The 16,654-nt window shown below is 68.3% G+C and carries 13 protein-coding genes; 3 read left to right on the forward strand and 10 right to left on the reverse strand.

Annotated features, from left to right (window positions below):
* The first annotated feature begins 1 nt into the window (after window position 1).
* Window positions 2–1,378, forward strand: coding sequence for a tetratricopeptide repeat protein (locus Vau01_RS32010; RefSeq protein ID WP_204000340.1), 1,377 nt, complete (start codon window positions 2–4; stop codon window positions 1,376–1,378).
* Between the two features lie 74 nt (window positions 1,379–1,452).
* Window positions 1,453–2,784 carry a serine hydrolase domain-containing protein gene (locus Vau01_RS32015; RefSeq protein ID WP_204000343.1) on the forward strand — a complete coding sequence of 444 codons (1,332 nt, stop codon included), beginning with the start codon at window positions 1,453–1,455 and terminating at the stop codon, window positions 2,782–2,784.
* A 60-nt stretch (window positions 2,785–2,844) separates the two neighbouring features.
* On the opposite strand, the gene Vau01_RS32020 is transcribed toward Vau01_RS32015, so the two are convergent.
* The 4 genes from Vau01_RS32020 to Vau01_RS32035 all read right to left on the reverse strand — a co-directional run bounded on the left by Vau01_RS32020 (window position 2,845) and on the right by Vau01_RS32035 (window position 7,993).
* On the reverse strand, window positions 2,845–4,449 hold the full coding sequence (locus tag Vau01_RS32020; protein ID WP_204000345.1) for an MDR family MFS transporter: 1,605 nt from the start codon (window positions 4,447–4,449) through the stop codon (window positions 2,845–2,847).
* A 103-nt stretch (window positions 4,450–4,552) separates the two neighbouring features.
* Window positions 4,553–5,653: a S26 family signal peptidase gene (locus Vau01_RS32025; RefSeq protein ID WP_204000347.1), complete on the reverse strand. Its 1,101-nt coding sequence runs from the start codon at window positions 5,651–5,653 to the stop codon at window positions 4,553–4,555.
* Window positions 5,650–7,449, reverse strand: a complete 1,800-nt coding sequence (locus Vau01_RS32030; RefSeq protein ID WP_239152006.1) for an ABC transporter ATP-binding protein — start codon at window positions 7,447–7,449, stop codon at window positions 5,650–5,652. Before Vau01_RS32030 ends, Vau01_RS32025 begins: the two co-directional genes overlap by 4 nt.
* A 37-nt stretch (window positions 7,450–7,486) precedes the next feature.
* Window positions 7,487–7,993 carry a TlpA family protein disulfide reductase gene (locus tag Vau01_RS32035; RefSeq protein WP_204000351.1) on the reverse strand — a complete coding sequence of 169 codons (507 nt, stop codon included), beginning with the start codon at window positions 7,991–7,993 and terminating at the stop codon, window positions 7,487–7,489.
* Window positions 7,994–8,140: 147 nt separating this feature from the next.
* Between Vau01_RS32035 and Vau01_RS32040 the strand changes: the two genes are divergently transcribed.
* Complete coding sequence (locus Vau01_RS32040; protein WP_204000353.1) at window positions 8,141–8,383, forward strand: hypothetical protein; 243 nt, start codon at window positions 8,141–8,143, stop codon at window positions 8,381–8,383.
* Between the two features lie 127 nt (window positions 8,384–8,510).
* Here Vau01_RS32040 and Vau01_RS32045 read toward each other — a convergent pair whose 3' ends face one another.
* The 6 genes from Vau01_RS32045 to Vau01_RS32070 all read right to left on the reverse strand — a co-directional run.
* Window positions 8,511–10,352 carry a type IV secretory system conjugative DNA transfer family protein gene (locus Vau01_RS32045; RefSeq protein WP_204000356.1) on the reverse strand — a complete coding sequence of 614 codons (1,842 nt, stop codon included), beginning with the start codon at window positions 10,350–10,352 and terminating at the stop codon, window positions 8,511–8,513.
* On the reverse strand, window positions 10,349–11,410 hold the full coding sequence (locus Vau01_RS32050; protein WP_204000359.1) for a hypothetical protein: 1,062 nt from the start codon (window positions 11,408–11,410) through the stop codon (window positions 10,349–10,351). Before Vau01_RS32050 ends, Vau01_RS32045 begins: the two co-directional genes overlap by 4 nt.
* Before the next feature lie 2 nt (window positions 11,411–11,412).
* The gene (locus Vau01_RS32055) at window positions 11,413–13,056 is read right to left on the reverse strand and encodes a peptidoglycan DD-metalloendopeptidase family protein (RefSeq protein ID WP_204000362.1); all 1,644 of its coding nucleotides are present in this window, start codon (window positions 13,054–13,056) and stop codon (window positions 11,413–11,415) included.
* Window positions 13,046–13,726, reverse strand: coding sequence for a hypothetical protein (locus Vau01_RS32060; protein ID WP_204000365.1), 681 nt, complete (start codon window positions 13,724–13,726; stop codon window positions 13,046–13,048). The genes Vau01_RS32055 and Vau01_RS32060 overlap by 11 nt, the downstream gene beginning before the upstream one ends.
* Entirely contained in the window at window positions 13,723–15,771 is a 2,049-nt protein-coding gene (locus Vau01_RS32065; protein WP_204000368.1) for a hypothetical protein, read from the reverse strand. Before Vau01_RS32065 ends, Vau01_RS32060 begins: the two co-directional genes overlap by 4 nt.
* A 9-nt stretch (window positions 15,772–15,780) precedes the next feature.
* Window positions 15,781–16,654, reverse strand: an 874-nt coding sequence (locus tag Vau01_RS32070; RefSeq protein ID WP_204000370.1) for an ATP-binding protein, incomplete at its 5' end; no start/stop codon positions are given.

Here is a 16,654-nt window from a genome sequence, read left to right on the forward strand (position 1 = left end):
GATGCCGGACTATGTCGCTGTGGCCGGACCCTTTTCGACGTGCCGGACGTGCGCATCCGACAGCTGGCTTCCGCCGGAGGTGGCCCTGGCTCTTGTGGAGCATGGCCGATTCCAGGAGGCGCGGCTGCGTGCCGAGGATGGTGACTGGCACTGTGCTCGGCCGCTCGCGCAGGCGCTGGTGACGCGGGGCGAGGTGGACGCCGGGCTGGCTGTCCTTCGTCCGTTCGCCGACCACGGTCACTGGGAAGCGGTGGAAAGCCTTGCCGGCGTCCTCGACGAGTGCGGGCGCACGGACGAGGCAATCGAGCTCGTCCGTCGTCACCTGACGGCGGGCGGCCCGTACGGCGCGACGCGACTCGCGGCGTTGCTGGCGCGGCAAGGACGCACGGATGAGGTGATCGGGCTGCTTGGTCCGCACGTCGCCGATTTCGTCTACGCCGAAGCGCTGGTCGCCCTGACCGCCGGCACCGGTCGCGATGAGGAGGTCGCTTCGCTGCTACGGGAGCGCATCGAGGCAGACCGGCATCGGGCCGGTCGTTGGCCGAACCTGCCGCCGAACACCGAGGCGTTGCTGGTCGCGGTCCTGGAGCGGCAGGGTCGGATAGATGACGCGGTGGCAGTGTTGCGGGCACGCCTGCGCAGCGGCGACGCGTCGGCCAACCATGTGGAACACCTCGCGGAGATCCTTGCCCGGCACGGCCGCGAACGGGAACTCCGCCTGCTCGCCGCCGAAGCCGACGGCGCCGCTTGGCCTCTCGCCGTCTGGCTGGAGGAACAGGGCCGGGTCGATCAGGCGGTCGAGGTGCTGCGGCCCCTCGCGGATGGCGGCTCGTCGAACGCAGCGGCAGTTCTGGCCGAGTTGCTGACCCGACACGGCCGGGTCGACGAGGCAGTCGGGATCCTGAGGTCGACACCGGACGACGAATGCCTGCTCACCCTGCTGTGCGACCTCCTGATCAGCCAAGGCCGGCCCGACGAGGCACTCGCCGCCGTCGACGACGTTGCGGCGCGCCACGGTGACATGTGGTCGGAACTACGCGTCCAACGATGGAGGGTGCTTGCCCAATGCGGCCGCATCGAGGAAGCGATCGCCGCCGCGCGCGACGTCCCCTACCTGACCACGGAACTGGCTGACCTCCTCGTCGAGGCGGGTCGGCCCGACGAGGCCATCACGGTGCTGCGCCGCGCTCAGCACGATGCCTGGAGCACCACCCAGTTGGCGAAACTCCTCATCCAACAGGGGCACGTCTCGGAAGCGATCGAGCCATTCCGGGCCGCAGCAGCGGCGAGGCAGGAAGCCAAGGCCGAGGACGACGCGGCCTTCTGGCACCAGTTCCGGGCCGGCAACCAACCCCGACATCCTGCCCCGCCCACCTGACTTTCGACGGCGCATCCTCGTCTTGCCGACCACGAGGCGACTGTTTGCGTGGCGGTGGCCCGTAGACTCATCCGGTGCAGGGGATCTCTTCGATGGATGGCGCGTCGGTGGTGCTCGACCAGGGACGGTTCGACGAGGTCGTTCGTCGCCACCAGGTGCCTGGCGCGTGCCTGGGTGTGCTCGTCGGCGATCAGGTACAGACCATGGCGACGGGGGTGTTGCACACCGGTACCGGCGTGGGCGCGACGGTCGATTCGCTGTTCCAGATCGGTTCGATCGCCAAGGCGTACACGGCCACGATGGTGATGCGACTGGTCGAGCAGGGCGTGGTGCGTCTGGACTCGCCGGTCGTCGAGGTGCTGGCGGACTTCAAGGTGGCTGATCCCTTTGTCACCGACCATGTCACGCTGAGGCACCTGCTCACACACACCTCGGGCATTGCCGGTGACTTCTTCCACGACACCGGTCGCGGCGATGATTGCCTGACCCGGTACGTCGCCGACTGCATCGACCTCGGCCAGGACCATCCGCTGGGGGCCACGCTGTCCTACTGCAACACCGGCTACACCATTCTCGGCCGCATCATCGAGGTACTCACCGGCACCACCTGGGACCAGGCCCTGTCCGCGCTGGTGGCCGAGCCGCTCGGATTGACCCACACCTGGACGCTGCCGGAGGATGCGCTCCGGTTCCGGGCGGCGATGGGCCACGTCACCACCGGTGCGACCGATGCGCCCCGCCCGGCCACGCGATGGGGACCGCCGCGCAGCGAGGGGCCCTGCGGGCTGATCTGCGCCAGCGCGTCCGACATGCTGGCCTTCGCCCGGCTGCAGCTGAGCGACGCGTACCTGACGCAGATGCGCCAACCACAGATGGCGGTGCCCAACCCGGTCGTGGACCACTGGGGACTGGGTTGGATGCTGTGGAACTGGGACGGGCACCAGGTGTTCGGCCACTCCGGCGACACCATCGGGCAGGCCGCGTACCTGCTGATCGTGCCGGACCTGCAGGTTGCCATTGTCCTACTGGCCAACAGCAACCGGATCGGGACGCTCTACCAGGAACTGTTCGGGCATCTCCTGCGGGAACTGTGTGGAATTAGCATGCCCGCGCCGGTGACGGTGCCCGCTGAACCCGCCCCCATCGACGTGGAGCGCTACGTCGGTGTCTACCGGCGTGTCGGCACGCACCTGACGGTCACCGCCAACGACGACGGCGGGCTGTTGCTGGCCGCTACGCCAACCGGTGGGCTGGCCAGCGTGCTGAGCCCGTACCAGATCGACCTGGTACCGGTCACCGATCGTCTGTTCGCCGGGCTTCCGTCCTACTCCACCCGGCCGACGCCGGTCACCTTTGATGGTGACTACCTGCACGTGGGCGTCCGGGCCGCCACCCGGGCCGCGTAGTCGTTCGGACAGGTGCCGATCGTGGTGGATCGGGCTGAGGGACGGCTGCGGGCGATCCGCTCAGACGCCGAGCGTCTCCAGTTCGCTGCGGACCTCCGTTTCGGTCAGTCGGATGTTCTTGAGGAACAACGTGAGGACGAATGCCAGTGCCATCACCGGAACCGACCACAGGAACACGGTGCTGATGCTGTCCATGAAGGCGTTCTGGACGTTGCCCCGCAGCGGTTCCCCCAGCGCACGTACCTGTTCGGGCGAGATCTGGGAGGTTGCGCCGGTGAGCTGTGCGGCGGCTCCTGCGGGGACATGGACCGCCAGTTCGGCGCTCAGCCGGCTGGCGAACAGCGCGCCGAGCGCGGCGAGCCCGAACGCGCCACCGATGCGCTGTGAGAACGCCGCGGTTGCGGTGGCCACGCCGAGGTCCTGCTCCGGCGCAGTGGCCTGTACGCCGAGGGTGAGCGGCTGCATGACCAGACCGAGGGCGAGCCCGAACACCACGAAGTAGGTGATGACCAGGAACCACGGGGTGTTCCGGTGCATTGTGGAGAACAGGAACGTGTCGACCGTCGCGAGCAGGCAGCCGAGCACCGGCGACCACTTGTACCGTTCCAGCTTGGTGATCAGGCCACCGCCGACGACCGAGGAGAACATCAGCCCGGCCACCATCGGGATGGTCAGCAGGCCGGTGTCGGTGGCGGTGCGGCCGGACACCAGTTGCAGGAACATCGGCATGAACGTGGCGGCCCCGTTGACCACCGTGAAGATCAGCATGTTCGCCACGCACGCCAGGGCGATCGTCCGGTTCCGGAAGAGCCGCAACGGGATCAGCGGTTCGACCGCGGTGCGTTCGGCGAGGATGAAGAGAGTGAACAGAACCAGCGAGGCGACGGCGAGGCCGATGATCATCGTCGACGACCACGCATATCGGGTTCCACCCCAGGAGGTGAACAGCGTGACGCAAGTGGCAGTTCCGGCCAGCAGCAGGAACCCGAGGATGTCGACGCGGTGCGAGGTTCGTTTGCGGGGCAATCGCAATGCGATGAGCATGATGGCGAGCGCGAGCGCGCCGAGCGGAAGGTTGATGAAGAACACCCAGCGCCATGTGAGGTGATCTGTGAAGAAGCCGCCGAGGATCGGCCCGCCGATCGACGCGACCCCGAGCACCGCGCCGTAGAGGCCCATGTATTTCCCGCGTTGCTTGAACGGGACCACATCGGCGATGACGACGAGCGACAGCACCAGGATCCCGCCGGCGCCCAACCCTTGGACGGCGCGGAAGACAATGAGCTGCATCATCGACTGGGCGACTCCGGCAAACAATGAGCCGGCCAGGAATGTGATCAGGGCGAACAGATACAGCGGTCGCCGCCCGTACATGTCGACGAGCTTGCCGTACAGCGGTGTCGATACGCCTGCGGTGATGACGTAGGCGGTGAACACCCACGACAGAACGTCGAATCCGTGCAGTTGGCCGACGATCGTCGGCAATGCCGCTGCCATGATCGTCTGGTCGAGCGCGGCGAGACAGGTCGACAGCAGAACCGCTGTCATCACCAGGGAAAGCGAGCCCCGGCGCAGCGGCTCCCGTGCTTCGTCGGTCGTGTTGTGTCCGGTAGTGTCGGTGATGTCGGCGGGTACGACGGACCCGCAGTCGTTGACAGGGTTCATGGTTCTCCCAGCGCAGCGGACAGCGTGCATGGGTGGGACGAACGGTGTTTGAGCAAGGCAAGGCCGGCGACCGGGTGGTGTCCGGTCGCCTGGTGCCGGGTGGTCAGTGCTTGAAGCCGCTTTCCAGTAGGTCGAACGCCTCGTCGATGAGTTCGTTGACAGACTTGCCGTCCGTACGGACCCAGGAGAACCGCACCGCCCACTGGATGATCGAGAACGCGGTGGTGACCAGGACGGTTGGATAGACGTCCTGCCACGGGTCGACTCCGGTTTTCCTCGCCGCGGCGAGGAAAAGCACCCGGAAGATCTCCTCCTCGCCGTCCGGCTGGACACGCGAGAGCAGGTCGGGGTGGCGAGCCCACAGTTCCCGCCACAGTTCGGCATCTTCGGGCGCCGGCACGAAGGAGTCGGCGATCTCCTGGACCACCATCCGCATCGACCTCACCGCGGGCTCGTCCGCCGGTCGGGCGTCGAACAACGCGAGCAACTCCTTGGCCGACCAGGAGGGCTCCATGATCAGGAGCACCTCCTCCTTGGTTGAGAAGTAGTTGAAGAACGTGCGGTTGGAGATGTCGGAAGCCTCGCTGATGGCCTCGACGGTGAACGCGTCGAGGCCCTGGTCGAGGATCAGGCGAACCGCGGCCAGCTTGATGGATTGCCGCTTCTTCGCCCGCCGCCGTTCCCGGCGGTCCCCAGCCGTGCTCACTCTTTCACCGTACGCAGAATCCGCACGAACTGCAAGATCTGCACGTCGTGCAAAAACGCTGAGTGGTTCGAATCGCGACATGACAACGGCTACCAGCCCCTCGGCCGGATAGAAGCCGAGCGTTCGTGAGTCGGTGCTGGTGACGTTGTCGCCCAGGACGACAAACTGACCGGGCGGAACCAGGACGACGTCGCCTGTGGCAGACCGCACGGCAGGCGGCACCGGTTCGCCCGGTGTCGCCGCGACCCGCTTGATGCTCGGCGGCAGCAGCACTCCCGAAATCGGCGGCGGGTGGATCACCACCACGCTGCCGCGGCGGACCGCGCCGGCGGGCCGGCGGCGGGCCAGGACGTGGTCACCCGAGGCGTACGTCGGTGCCATGCTGGTGCCGACAACGGTGACGATCCGGAACTGCCGGCGGCACCACAGCACGGCCGCCACGACCAGCACACCGGCCAGCACACCGGCAGACGCGCCGGCAACCGCCGCTCCGGTCATCCGGCGATCCGGTATGCACTCGCCTGAACGTTGAACAGCCTTGCGTACGCGCCGCCGAGCGCCACGAGTTGGTCGTGCCGGCCGTGCTCGACCACACGTCCCTGACCGAGCACGACGATCAGGTCCGCGTCGCGCATCACGCCGAGCCGGTGCGAAATCAGGATGCTGGTATGACCGGCCCGGTACCGGCGCAGCCGCCAGTGGATCTCGTACTCGGCCTGCGCGTCGAGTCCGGCACTCGGTTCATCCAGAATGAGCAGGTCCCGGCCGCTCCGGAGGAGGGAACGGGCCAGGGCCAGCCGCTGCCATTGCCCTCCGGAGAGCTGCGCGCCCGTCGCGCCCTCGTGCTCCGGTCCGAAGACGCGGCTGAGCATGGTGTCGTATCCGTGCGGCAGTCCGAGGATGGTCTCGTCCACACCGGCCTCCTGCGCCGCGTGGCGGATCTGGCCGCCGTCGTGCAGAAATACCGGGTCGCCGACGCCGATGTTCTCGCCGGCGCTGAGGTCGTACTCCATGAAGTCCTGGAACAGCACGCTCATCCGCCCGCGCAGTTCGACAACCGGAAGTTCGCGGATGTCCACCCCGTCCCATAGAATTTCGCCGTGCTGCGGGTCGTAGAACCGGCACAGCAATTTGACCAGTGTGCTTTTCCCGGCACCGTTGAGGCCGACCACGCCGACCGTCCGCCCGGCCGGGATGACGAAGCTGGCGCCGCGTAGCACCCACTGGTGCTCCTCGTCGTAGCGAAACCAGACGTTGCGCAGCTCGATACCGCGACGCAGCCGTGGGGCCCGCGGATAGCGTGGCTCACCGGTCAGGTCGTTGGGGAGGCGGGTCACGGCCGCGTAGTGGTCGAACACCAGCAGCGCCTGATACGCGCCGGCGACGTCACCGACGAGCCCCACCACCGCCGACTGCGCGCCCGCTACGGCGGCGACGAACGCGGACACCGAGCCGACGCTGAGCTGCCCGTTGCCCGCCGCGTACACCGCCCAGACGAGCCCGGTGCCGCTCACCACCGCGGCGAGCAGCGCCAGCGAGGACTGCACACCCATCGCGATCCGCTCGGAGCGACGCTCGCCGGCCTGTACCTGCTGGAGTCCGTTCAGCAGCCGACCCTTCAGCAGCCGACCGAGGCCGAACAGGCGGACCTCCTTCGCCGCTTGCACATCCGACAAGATCGTCGCGAAGAACACGTGCCGTCGCATGGCGGGCGACAACTGCTCGAGAATGTTCATTTCGCGCCGGCTCAGCCAGATCTGCGCGACGAGCGCCGGCACACCGGCGGCCAGGACGACACCGGTCATCAGCGGGCTGAGCAACCAGAGGGTCGCGGTCAGGCTGGCCAAGGTGATCAGATTGCGGACCAGGCCGAGCATGCCCATGGTGGCGGCGGACATCGCATTGCCGGTGGCCTGCGTGGCCAGGTTCAACCGGTCACGGAACGCCGGGCTCTCGAAGCGCGACAACCCATCGAACCCGTTGATCGCGGTGTACAGCCGGTCCTGAAGGCACACGTCGAGGCGCCGGCCCTGTTCGGCCTGAAGGTACCCGGACACGTACGGCAGCGTGGCGGCAAGCAGGCCGATCCCGGCAAGGCCTGCCGCCACACCGACGAGAGCGCCGCCAGGGCGGCCACCTGCCACACCGTCCACGACGAGCTTCGTCAGCCAGGCAGCGGCAGCGGGCAGCAGCCCGTTGACCACCATGGCACCGAGGTTGAGCACGCCGAGGAGTCGTCCGCTGCGCCAGCTCAGGCCCCCGACACTGACCGCGTGGCCGACCAGCACACGCATTCCGATCCCGCGCGACCGCATCGTCGACTGTGGCGGGTCAGCCGAGCGACCGCACGGACGCGCCCGCCGCGACCACGGTGTTCTCCGCGTCGACCAGCATGATGCTGGGAAAGCCGTCGACGCCGAACTCGCCGGCGATCGGATGGTCGCGCTCCACCACGACCGTCGGCACGCCTACCAACGCGGCCCTCAACTCGTCGACACCCGGCCCGTCACCCATCACGACCGACAACGCGGCGTTGGAACGAGCCTCCGCGAGGCGGGCGAACTCGGGTGCCTGTTCCTTGCACGGCGCGCATGTCGCGGAGAAGAAACCGATCACGTACTCGCGCCCGGCCAGGTCGGACCGGCTGACCGTCTCCCCTTCGCTCGTCCGGACAGTGAACTCGGGCACGGTCCGGCCGACCAGATCTTCGGGACCGCTCGAAATGGATTCGAGCAACGCGGCGTGCAGACGGAGGCGTCGCAGCACCGCGAAGGTCAGCAACAGATTGAGCACCGCGGTCGCGCCCACGACAAGGACCGCAACGGCCTGGACAGTCATGACGCTAGACCGTGCCATACCTGACCTGACCCACACCTGACTCGCGTCACCCACACGGTGAGAGGAGTAAGAAAGCACCGGCGTGCTTCGCTGTCGGCGATTCTGTCCATCGATCGAGAGGAACAACACGTGCGTTTGGTGAACTCCATGGGACGGCTGACCCACGGGGCGGGGGACCGGCTTCTCGGCCTGTTCCTGCCCCGCATCGAGGCGAACGCCGCCTACCAGTGCGGCCCGACCTATCAGGCCGGTGGCTATCCCTGTTGGGGCAGGGGCATCACATACGCCCAGTGCGAGTGCCGTGGTGGCCGCGTATACCAGCGGTGGCACACCAGCTGCCGCACCTACAACAACTACACCGGTTGGTCGCGCACCAACCTGGCCTGCTGACAATCCTGAGCCGCCCGTGCCGCTGGCAGTCGCCCAACGGCACGGGCGCTTTGCGAAGTTGCCGTCGAGGCGGCGTAGTGACAGATGCCCGACTCCAGGCCGCGAACCCGCACCTGAGCCCTTGCACTCACCCGGATTCGGTCTTGTCCGCCGACGCGGCGAGGTTCAGCCTGGCCCGGGTCTTCGCCGCGGCCGAGCTGATGTTGCGCCTGATCTGTTCCTCGGTGCGCCGCTTCGCACGCCGGATCTCCCGACCGTCGTGACGCTTCCACCACGGTGTCAGTTCGACCTCCACGGCGCGGGCCGAGCGGGCCAGGACCACCGCGCGGCCGAACTTCATCGTGCGGATCTCCTCGGGCGACATCACATCGCGAACCACGGTGCCCCGGCGGTCGTCGGTCCTGCCCATGAGCCTGGACAGTTCGTTGAGGTCGTCGGAGTGTCCGCCGCCGCCGAGCACCACCCGCACGGTCGCGTTGCTCCACAACGCGCTCGCGCCGGCGGCGCCCCAGGCGTCGCGGGCGGAGGCGAGGTCCTGGAGGTACACGTGCACCGCGATCGACAACGCGCTGAGGTCGACCATCATCGACGGCGTGCCGGTCAGCGACGCCACACTCACCACATCGTTGAGCTCCAGCGTGAGCGGGGGATCGAGGCGGCCGTCGGGGCTGCGGATCGCCGCGGTGCGGGCCCGCCCGACGAGATCACCCAGGATCAGTCCGACGAGCGCTCCCAGGTGGCTCCCCGGGCCCTCGCGGGCGAGCAGGTACAACGTGTTCCGGCCGGCCATGAACTCCGTCATGTCGAACGCGTCCGCGGCCTGGGCGGAGCAGGCGTCCATGATCGCCGGCGCGGCGAACATGCCCAGGGCCCGGCTGATGAAGTAGTACACCTTGGTGCGGTGGTCGGAGTCGACTGCGGCCGTCCGCTCCACCGCGGCCGCGGAACCGGGCGCCGCGACACCGACAGCTTCGTAGCGCCGCAGGATGTCGACCGGCTCGCGGTTGTCGGGGTCGCCGGCCCACCGGGACACGTCGCGGATGGTCCGGTCGGCCACCGCGGCCGCGAACAGCAGGTGGCGCAGCGTCGACTTGGCCTCCAGGACAGCGTGCCCGTCGTGCCCTTCGGCCGTCAGCCCGGTGGTGCCCATCATGTAATCGGCGAACTTCTTCGCGTCGTCGACGTTGTCGCAGGACCGCACGGGCGAGAACCGCAGCACCTCGGGCCACAGGGTCCAGTTCTTCGGGTCGAACACATAGATCTTGCCGACCCTGCTGCGCGCCTCGTACGTGGTCGTGAAGATGTCGCTGCGTGATGCGGTGACGATCACCGGTCCCGGCGCGTCGATGATGTTCGCCGTGCAGAAATGGGCGTCCTTCCCCTGACGCGGAGCACCGACCACGACCATGCCGTCCTCCACCGACGCCCACAACTTCCGACCGGACCTGCTGTCACGGCCCAGATAGAAGCCCACGTCGGCCGGCCTGACGCGACCGGAACCGCGGAGGGACGGACGGAGGTGGCGTGCCTTCGCCACCAGTGCCCTGGTGCCGAGCAGCTCGACGACCTCGCTACGGGATGCGAAACCTAGACGGAACCGGCGCCAGACCCGGCGCCGCCTCAGGTCGATGACGAGCCGGCCGACCAGCACGATCAGCGCGATCACCGGTACGTTGAAAAGGACGCTCAACACGACGATCAGCCGGTCCGGCCCGAGACCGGCCCGAACGGCCTCCGGCCACGCACCCGACACGTCGCCGGGGTCCCCGATCAGAGCGACGAGGATCCGGAAGCCCGCACCCGGAGGGACATCGGGCCAGGGATGGCCGGTGAGCACGGCCGACAGCTGACCGGCCAGCCAGATCGCCAGGCCGACACAGTATGCGATCGGGGCCACCACGACCGCGGCGACGAACCCGGTGACCACCACGTCATCCAGGTCTCTGCTCACGCTGACGTTCGGTCTCACGAAGCGCTCCGTTCTGCTGTCTTGTGGGGTGCGTGGGCACGGATCCGGCGCGCCAGCCGGCGAAGTTGGCCACCGGCCAGCACCGGTGATCCGTAGGAGAGCCGGGCGGCCAGCAGGTCACCCCTGATCACCAGCACGTCGGTCTCGCCATCCGTGGTGACCCGGGTCAGACCGTTGGTGAAGCCGGCGTTGAGAACCGCCAACACCGGCTGGACCGGTGTCCGCAACCGCTTCTGCGCCAGCCGGGCGGCGTGGATCGCGACCCGCACCTTCGGCAGCCGCCGGCCGTCGATCAGCAGGCGGGTTCCGCGTGGGGTGACCGCTACGGTGCCCCGGCCGACCAGCGCGGTGATGCTGTACGTGCCCGACGGCGCCGTCAACACGCACACCGGCCGGTCGGGCCGTCCGGCGATCGCGCCGACGTACCCGCCCGGCACCGCGGTCAGCAGGTCGTAGAGCTCCGGCGGCACGCCGGGTGGACACCCGCGTCGGCGGCCGCGCGCCCGGAATCCGGTGCGCCGGACGAGTACCGCGATCGTCGCCACGTACCCGACCATCCATCCGGCCGTCGGTACCACATACGAGGCGGCCACGACGGTGCAGGTGTTGGTGGCCCAGGCGATCCCCACCGTCAGGGCCGGGCGGGGCTCCCGGCTCAGCACCGCGAGCAGCCCGGCGACCGCGCCGAGAACACCGACCGTCGTGGTGGCCGGTGAGACCGTGAGCAACGCCCGCGCACCGTCGATCCCGGTGGCGGAGATCAGCGCCACGGCGGGAGCCGTGAGGAACCACCACCCCAGCACGAGGGCGGTCGTCATGAACGCGCGGTGCGCCGTCCAGGCGACCCACAACACGCCCAACGCCGCCGCCACCACGAATCCGAGCGCCAGCCGCGACTGATCGGTGCACCAGGCCAGCGCGCTCAGCATCGCCACACCGACCACGGCGTACCCGTACGTCCGGTGCCGGTCGACCGGCGGACGCGCTCGCGCCGGCCGGATCTCATCCACCCGGCGCCGCACTCGCCGCACCCGCCGCACCACAGCCGCAGCCCGCACGGTCAGCTCCAGTAGCTGACGCCGTGCTTCACCAGCAGCGGCTTCGGGTCGACGTAGTTGCCCGCCCAGGGGTCGGCGACCGCACCGGTGAGGGTGTTGAAGTGCAGGTGGCAGTGACCGGTCGCGTCGCCCTTGTCACCGACGTCGGCGATGTGCTGCCCGCGCTGCACCGGTTGCCCCGCCGACACGTACATGGCCTGCTGGTGGCCGTACCCGGTATGGAAGCTCTGGCCGTGGTCGATCACGATGTACTGGCCGTACCCGCCGACGTTGTCGCTGGCGAAGATGACGACGCCGTCGGCGACGGCATTGATGGGCGTGCCGCACCCGGCGCCGAGGTCTATTCCGTTGTGCATCTTGCGCTCCTTGGTCACCGGGTGGATCCGCAGACCGAAGTTCGAGGTGACGACCGCGTTGTCCACCGGGCGGGCCCACGTTCCGTCCGGCCCACCGGCGGCGAGGATGCCCTTGACGCGTCCGACCCCCATCACCGTCGCCCACCGCGACGGGCTGTACGTCGACCGGATCACCCCGCGGCCGGTGCTGTGCGCCTCGACCACCTCGCCACCGCCGATGTACATCGCGACGTGCCCGATGTGGGCCTGAAGGCGGGTGGAGTACCTGATCGGATCGTGGTCGCCGTTGTCGATGAACAGCATGTCGCCGGGCATGAGGCCATCGGGCCCGGTGACGGGTCTACGTTTCACGATCTGTATCTGCTCGTCGTCGGCCTGGTCGGCCGCGACCCGCGCGACGGTGATCCCCACGGTCTGGAACGCGGCGTACATGAGGCCGGAGCAGTCGAATGCGTCCGGTCCCTCCGCGCCCCAGACGTACGGGCGGCCCACCTGTTTCAGCGCGAACCCCGTCACCTTCTGGAGGAGGACGGAGTCCGAGCCGTCGCAGACTATTCCACTGTCTTCGAGGGCCTTGTTGGTGTCGTATTTCGACGCCCAGAACAGGATGTCGTTGCGATAGGTGTCGCGTGGGTTGTAGCGCCCGATGGCGGAGTTGAATCCGAGCAGCCCTTCGAGCACCCTGGTTCGCTTGAGCATCGACGCCGTGGTGTGGATCTGGTCGCCGACGCTCTCGTCGCTGATCCTGCCGTCGCCGTCGCCGTCGACGCCGTACTCCTTCCACGTGGCCGGAATGAACTGCATCGGCCCGTAGGAGTGGTCGGAGGACTGGTTGCGGTTCCACGTGTCGGGGTCGGCGCCGTGCCGGGTCTCCTGCCACGAGATCGCCGCGAGCAGATACCAGGGGACGCCGTACTGCTCCTGCGCCGTCTGCATGTACCGCAGATAGGGCACCATCTGTCCGCGGTTGTTGTAGGTCTCCGGCACGGGACCCGGCACGGCCGACTCGTCCCTGGTCTGGTCCCGCTTGGCCGGATCGGGGTCCCACCTCGCGAGGAAGAAGTTCGCCCGGTTGAACGCCGCGGTGCAGCCGTCGGCGTTTCCTCCCGCTCCCCCCTGGCCGACCGGGGGCTTGACCCCGGCAACGGGCGCCATACACACGAACAGCACGACAAGCATCGCGGCGGTCGTCGCGCCGACCATCAGCACCAGCAGTGGCGACGACCCCGATCCGCCGGTGTCGGGGCGGCGGCGCGCCGCCGCCGCGCCGAGGAGCAACCTAGCGGCCACCGGAGTCACCTTCTCGCGGGTCCCGGACGGTGGTGACGAGCCATGCGCCGGTCTCGCGGGTCAGCGTGATCGCGAACACCAGCGACTCGTTCCGGGACGTGCCGGCAGCCTCCACCGATCGGGTGCCCTCGACGAGAAGGGTCCCCTGCTTGTCGGCCATGATGAGCCAGCGCGCGGCGGCCATCCGGTAGGTGCACGTCTCCTGGTTCTCCTCGCTCGGCCGGATCTGCTGGTACCGGCTGAACACCAGATCGAGAGCCGCCGGCGCGACGAACGGCCTGATCTTCGCGATCCGGGCGTCGACGGGCTCGTCCCACCGGGCGTTGGCGAAGACCTCCACGAAGGACATCGCGTGCTCGTAGGCCGCGGCCATCTGGTCTGCCGACAGCGGCAACGCGGGCGTGCCGCCCGGACGCGGTGGCACCGACACCGAGCCGCCCGGGCCGACCGGCGCCCGGTCGTCCTGCTCGTGTCCGGGTGGAGGATTCACCTCGACGTCGGCCGGTGGTTCGGCCACCACCGTCGGTGGTGGTGGCGGCGACGGGTCGCCCGCCCGCTCCCCGCGTACCGCCTGGACGGCCAGGTAGCCGAGCAGCAACACCACCACCCCGCCGACGCACAGGAACGCCGTCCGCCGCACCGGGTCGGTGCTCGACCATCGGGACGTCATGGACGGGGCGGCCTTCCGGACGTGAAGTCATAGACACTGCGGAGGGAATCGGGCGAGGCCTCGCGAACCGCACCCCGGACGGCGCCGTAGAGGGGATTTCGACGTGCGTAGGCGGCGCCGAGTGCCCCGCCGATCGTGCCGAAGCCGATCCGTGCGGTCTTTCGCGCGGTCACCCGCGTCGCGGTCCCGCCCAGCTGGGCGGCCCTTCGCGCCAGGTCGCCGTCCTGATGGAACGCGGTGCTGCCGGAGAAGTTCAACGTGAACGCGTCGGCGAACCGCCTCCGGTAGATCAGCCCGAAGAGGGCGATCGTGCAGATCAGCAGCAGCTTCATGAGATATGGCATCGGAATGGTCAGGACGACGCCGTAGATGGACACCAACAGGCCCACGAACAACCCGAGCACTATCCGTTTGATGAACGTACCCAGAAGCAGTTCCAGCCAGCGGAGGAACACCTGGACGCCGAATCCGGGTATCAGCCCGATCAGGAACGCGACCGGTGCCATCAGCGCGAGCATGATCGTGCCGACCTGAAGTGTCAGGTACGCGAGCGACACGAGGATGAGGACGATCGCTATCGACGACGAACCGATCAGGGCGAGAATGGCGATCTGGAACCGTTCGTCGGCCCTGCCGCCGCTCCAGTGCTCCCAGTACTTCTTGTTCTTCTTGGCATCGACGTCCTTCCACTCACCCCACTTGGGAAACTGGTCGTCGTCGGCGCCGAAGACCTCCTGGCGCATCGTGGCGCGGTCACAGGCCTTGCCGGAGAACGAACTCGGCGGCCGTTCGACCACCGGGATGTTCTTGCAGATGTCGGCGGAGAAGTCGTTACCGCGATAAGTGCGCGCATCGGTGTAGCGTCGCGGATTGTCGTTGCGGTTACGGTCCTTGTTCGCCTCGATGTCGTCGAACGAGTATGCCTTGTGCATCAGGATCCGCTGGGCGAGAGCCATGTCCTGGGTCGGCGGGCCCGGTCCGCCGCCGTCCAGATTGGGTAATGGGCGTTCGTAACTGCCGATCATGCCGATCGCCCACGGCACGAAGATCGTCACGTTGTAGAAGTTCTCGGCGGCGCACTCCAGCGCCATGTCGCGGCTCGCTCGTGACTCCTCCTCCCCGGCCGGAGCAGCACTTCCGGTCTTCACCCCCTTGTTCGTTTCGCAGTCGGTGCCCGAGAATGCCGCGAGAACCACGATCGTTATCTCGTTGGTCCAGTCGTTGAAGGTCTTCAGAACGGTTGCGGCCTGTGGCTTCCCCTGCGGGCCGGGTACCCCGCCGTAGACGAGCGCGAGGCCGGCGACGACGACCATCCAGGCGAACTTGCCGAGTACCTCCGACGCGGCGGCGCGGCCGATCAGCCACCTCCAGGCGATCACCAACGCGCCGATCAGGGTGGCGACGGCGGCCAGATGCAGGTAGACGTTGACGTGGGCCTGCCGGATGATCTGGTCGAGGGTGGCCGTGCCGCCGGCGACCCTGGTGTCCGGGGCGAGGAAGACGTCGAGCAGTAGTCCCTTGAACGTCCACATGAAGATGGCGATCGCGAGTGCCGACAGATCCCGGGCGATCCCGAACAACGCGTTCGCCGCGAAGTTCACGACCAGTCGGGTGTCGAAACAGTCCAGCCAGAACGTGCTCCAGTCGGTACCGGCCGTACCGTACTGGGCCCAGTTGGTCTTGGGTGTCCTACCGGCCACGCGCCGGTTGACGTACTCCTCCTGGAGCAGTTCGCCCACGATGCCGTCGCTGGCCCGGTCGGGGCTGAACAACTTCCGCCAGCCGCAGAAGTTCCATTCCGACTCGGCGTGCGCCGGCGAGCCGCCCGCCACCAGTCCGCCGGCGGCCACCAGCACGAGGGTGAGGGTGGCGACCCGCCGCAGCCATCGGCGGGAGGTCATGCCGGCACGTGCCCCACCGCGCAGGAGCAGCCCGGTGACGCCGGCGCGGGTGCGCCTGCGCTCGTCCCGGGCGACCCCGTTCAGAAATGCGACGTCGACGGCTTCGAGCCGTCGCGTCAGCGCCGGCATCCGGTGACCCTTCATCGATTCACCTCACGTGACAGGCTGTGGCTCGGTCGGGGTGCCGGAGCCCGGTTGGGTGATGACGCGGCCGGCGGTGTCGGTGACGATGCGGCGGGCGGCGGCCTGGATGCGGCCCGACCCATCGTCGGGTGTGGAGTCGAAGGCGGCGACGACGTCGGGCAGGTAGGCCATGTCGACCCGCATGGTGCCGACGTGGCCGCGGATGTCGCGCATGATGCATTCGGAATCGTGACCGGTGGGCAGGGTCGCGATGGCCTGCCGGTGTTCGGGGGTGTCGGTGATGCGGAGGAGTTCGAGGTCCGCGCCGATCTCGGTGGGGTCTTCGGAGCGGAAGATGAACATGGTGGTGAGGCAGTTGCGGACGTCTTCGGCGAGGAGGTCCTTGGCGTTCTGGGAGACGAGCACCAGCGCGGTGTTGCGCGACCGGCCGAGCCGGGCGACCTCGGCGACGAGTTGTTCACCCTGCTGGGTCTGTGTGATGGCCCATGCTTCGTCGATGACGAGTGCCTTCGGCCCCGTGTACATCGGGTCGGTGACGAGCTGCCGGGTGTAGGTGGTCACGAGGTACAGGAGGGTGACGGACAGGCGCTGGGCGTAGGTGTAGCGGTCGACCGAGATCTGGGCGGTCGGCAGGGACAGGCCGGCGAGGGTGATGATGGTGAGCCGATTGCGGGCGACCTTCACCTCGGTGCGGGCTTCGGAGAAGCAGAGATTGCCCAGCGGAAGTTCGCTGATGACTTCGAGGAGGCCGCCCATGGACCGGGCGACGGCCATCTGCTGCTCGATGTAGGCGGTGCGGTCGGGTTGGGTCGCTTCGACACCGCCGGCGAGGAGGAGATCCACGACCTTACGGAGGTTGGGCGTCGGCCGCCTCGACACGAGG

It is taken from the genome of Virgisporangium aurantiacum, from assembly GCF_016863635.1.
GTDB classification, from domain to species: Bacteria; Actinomycetota; Actinomycetes; order Mycobacteriales; family Micromonosporaceae; genus Virgisporangium; species Virgisporangium aurantiacum.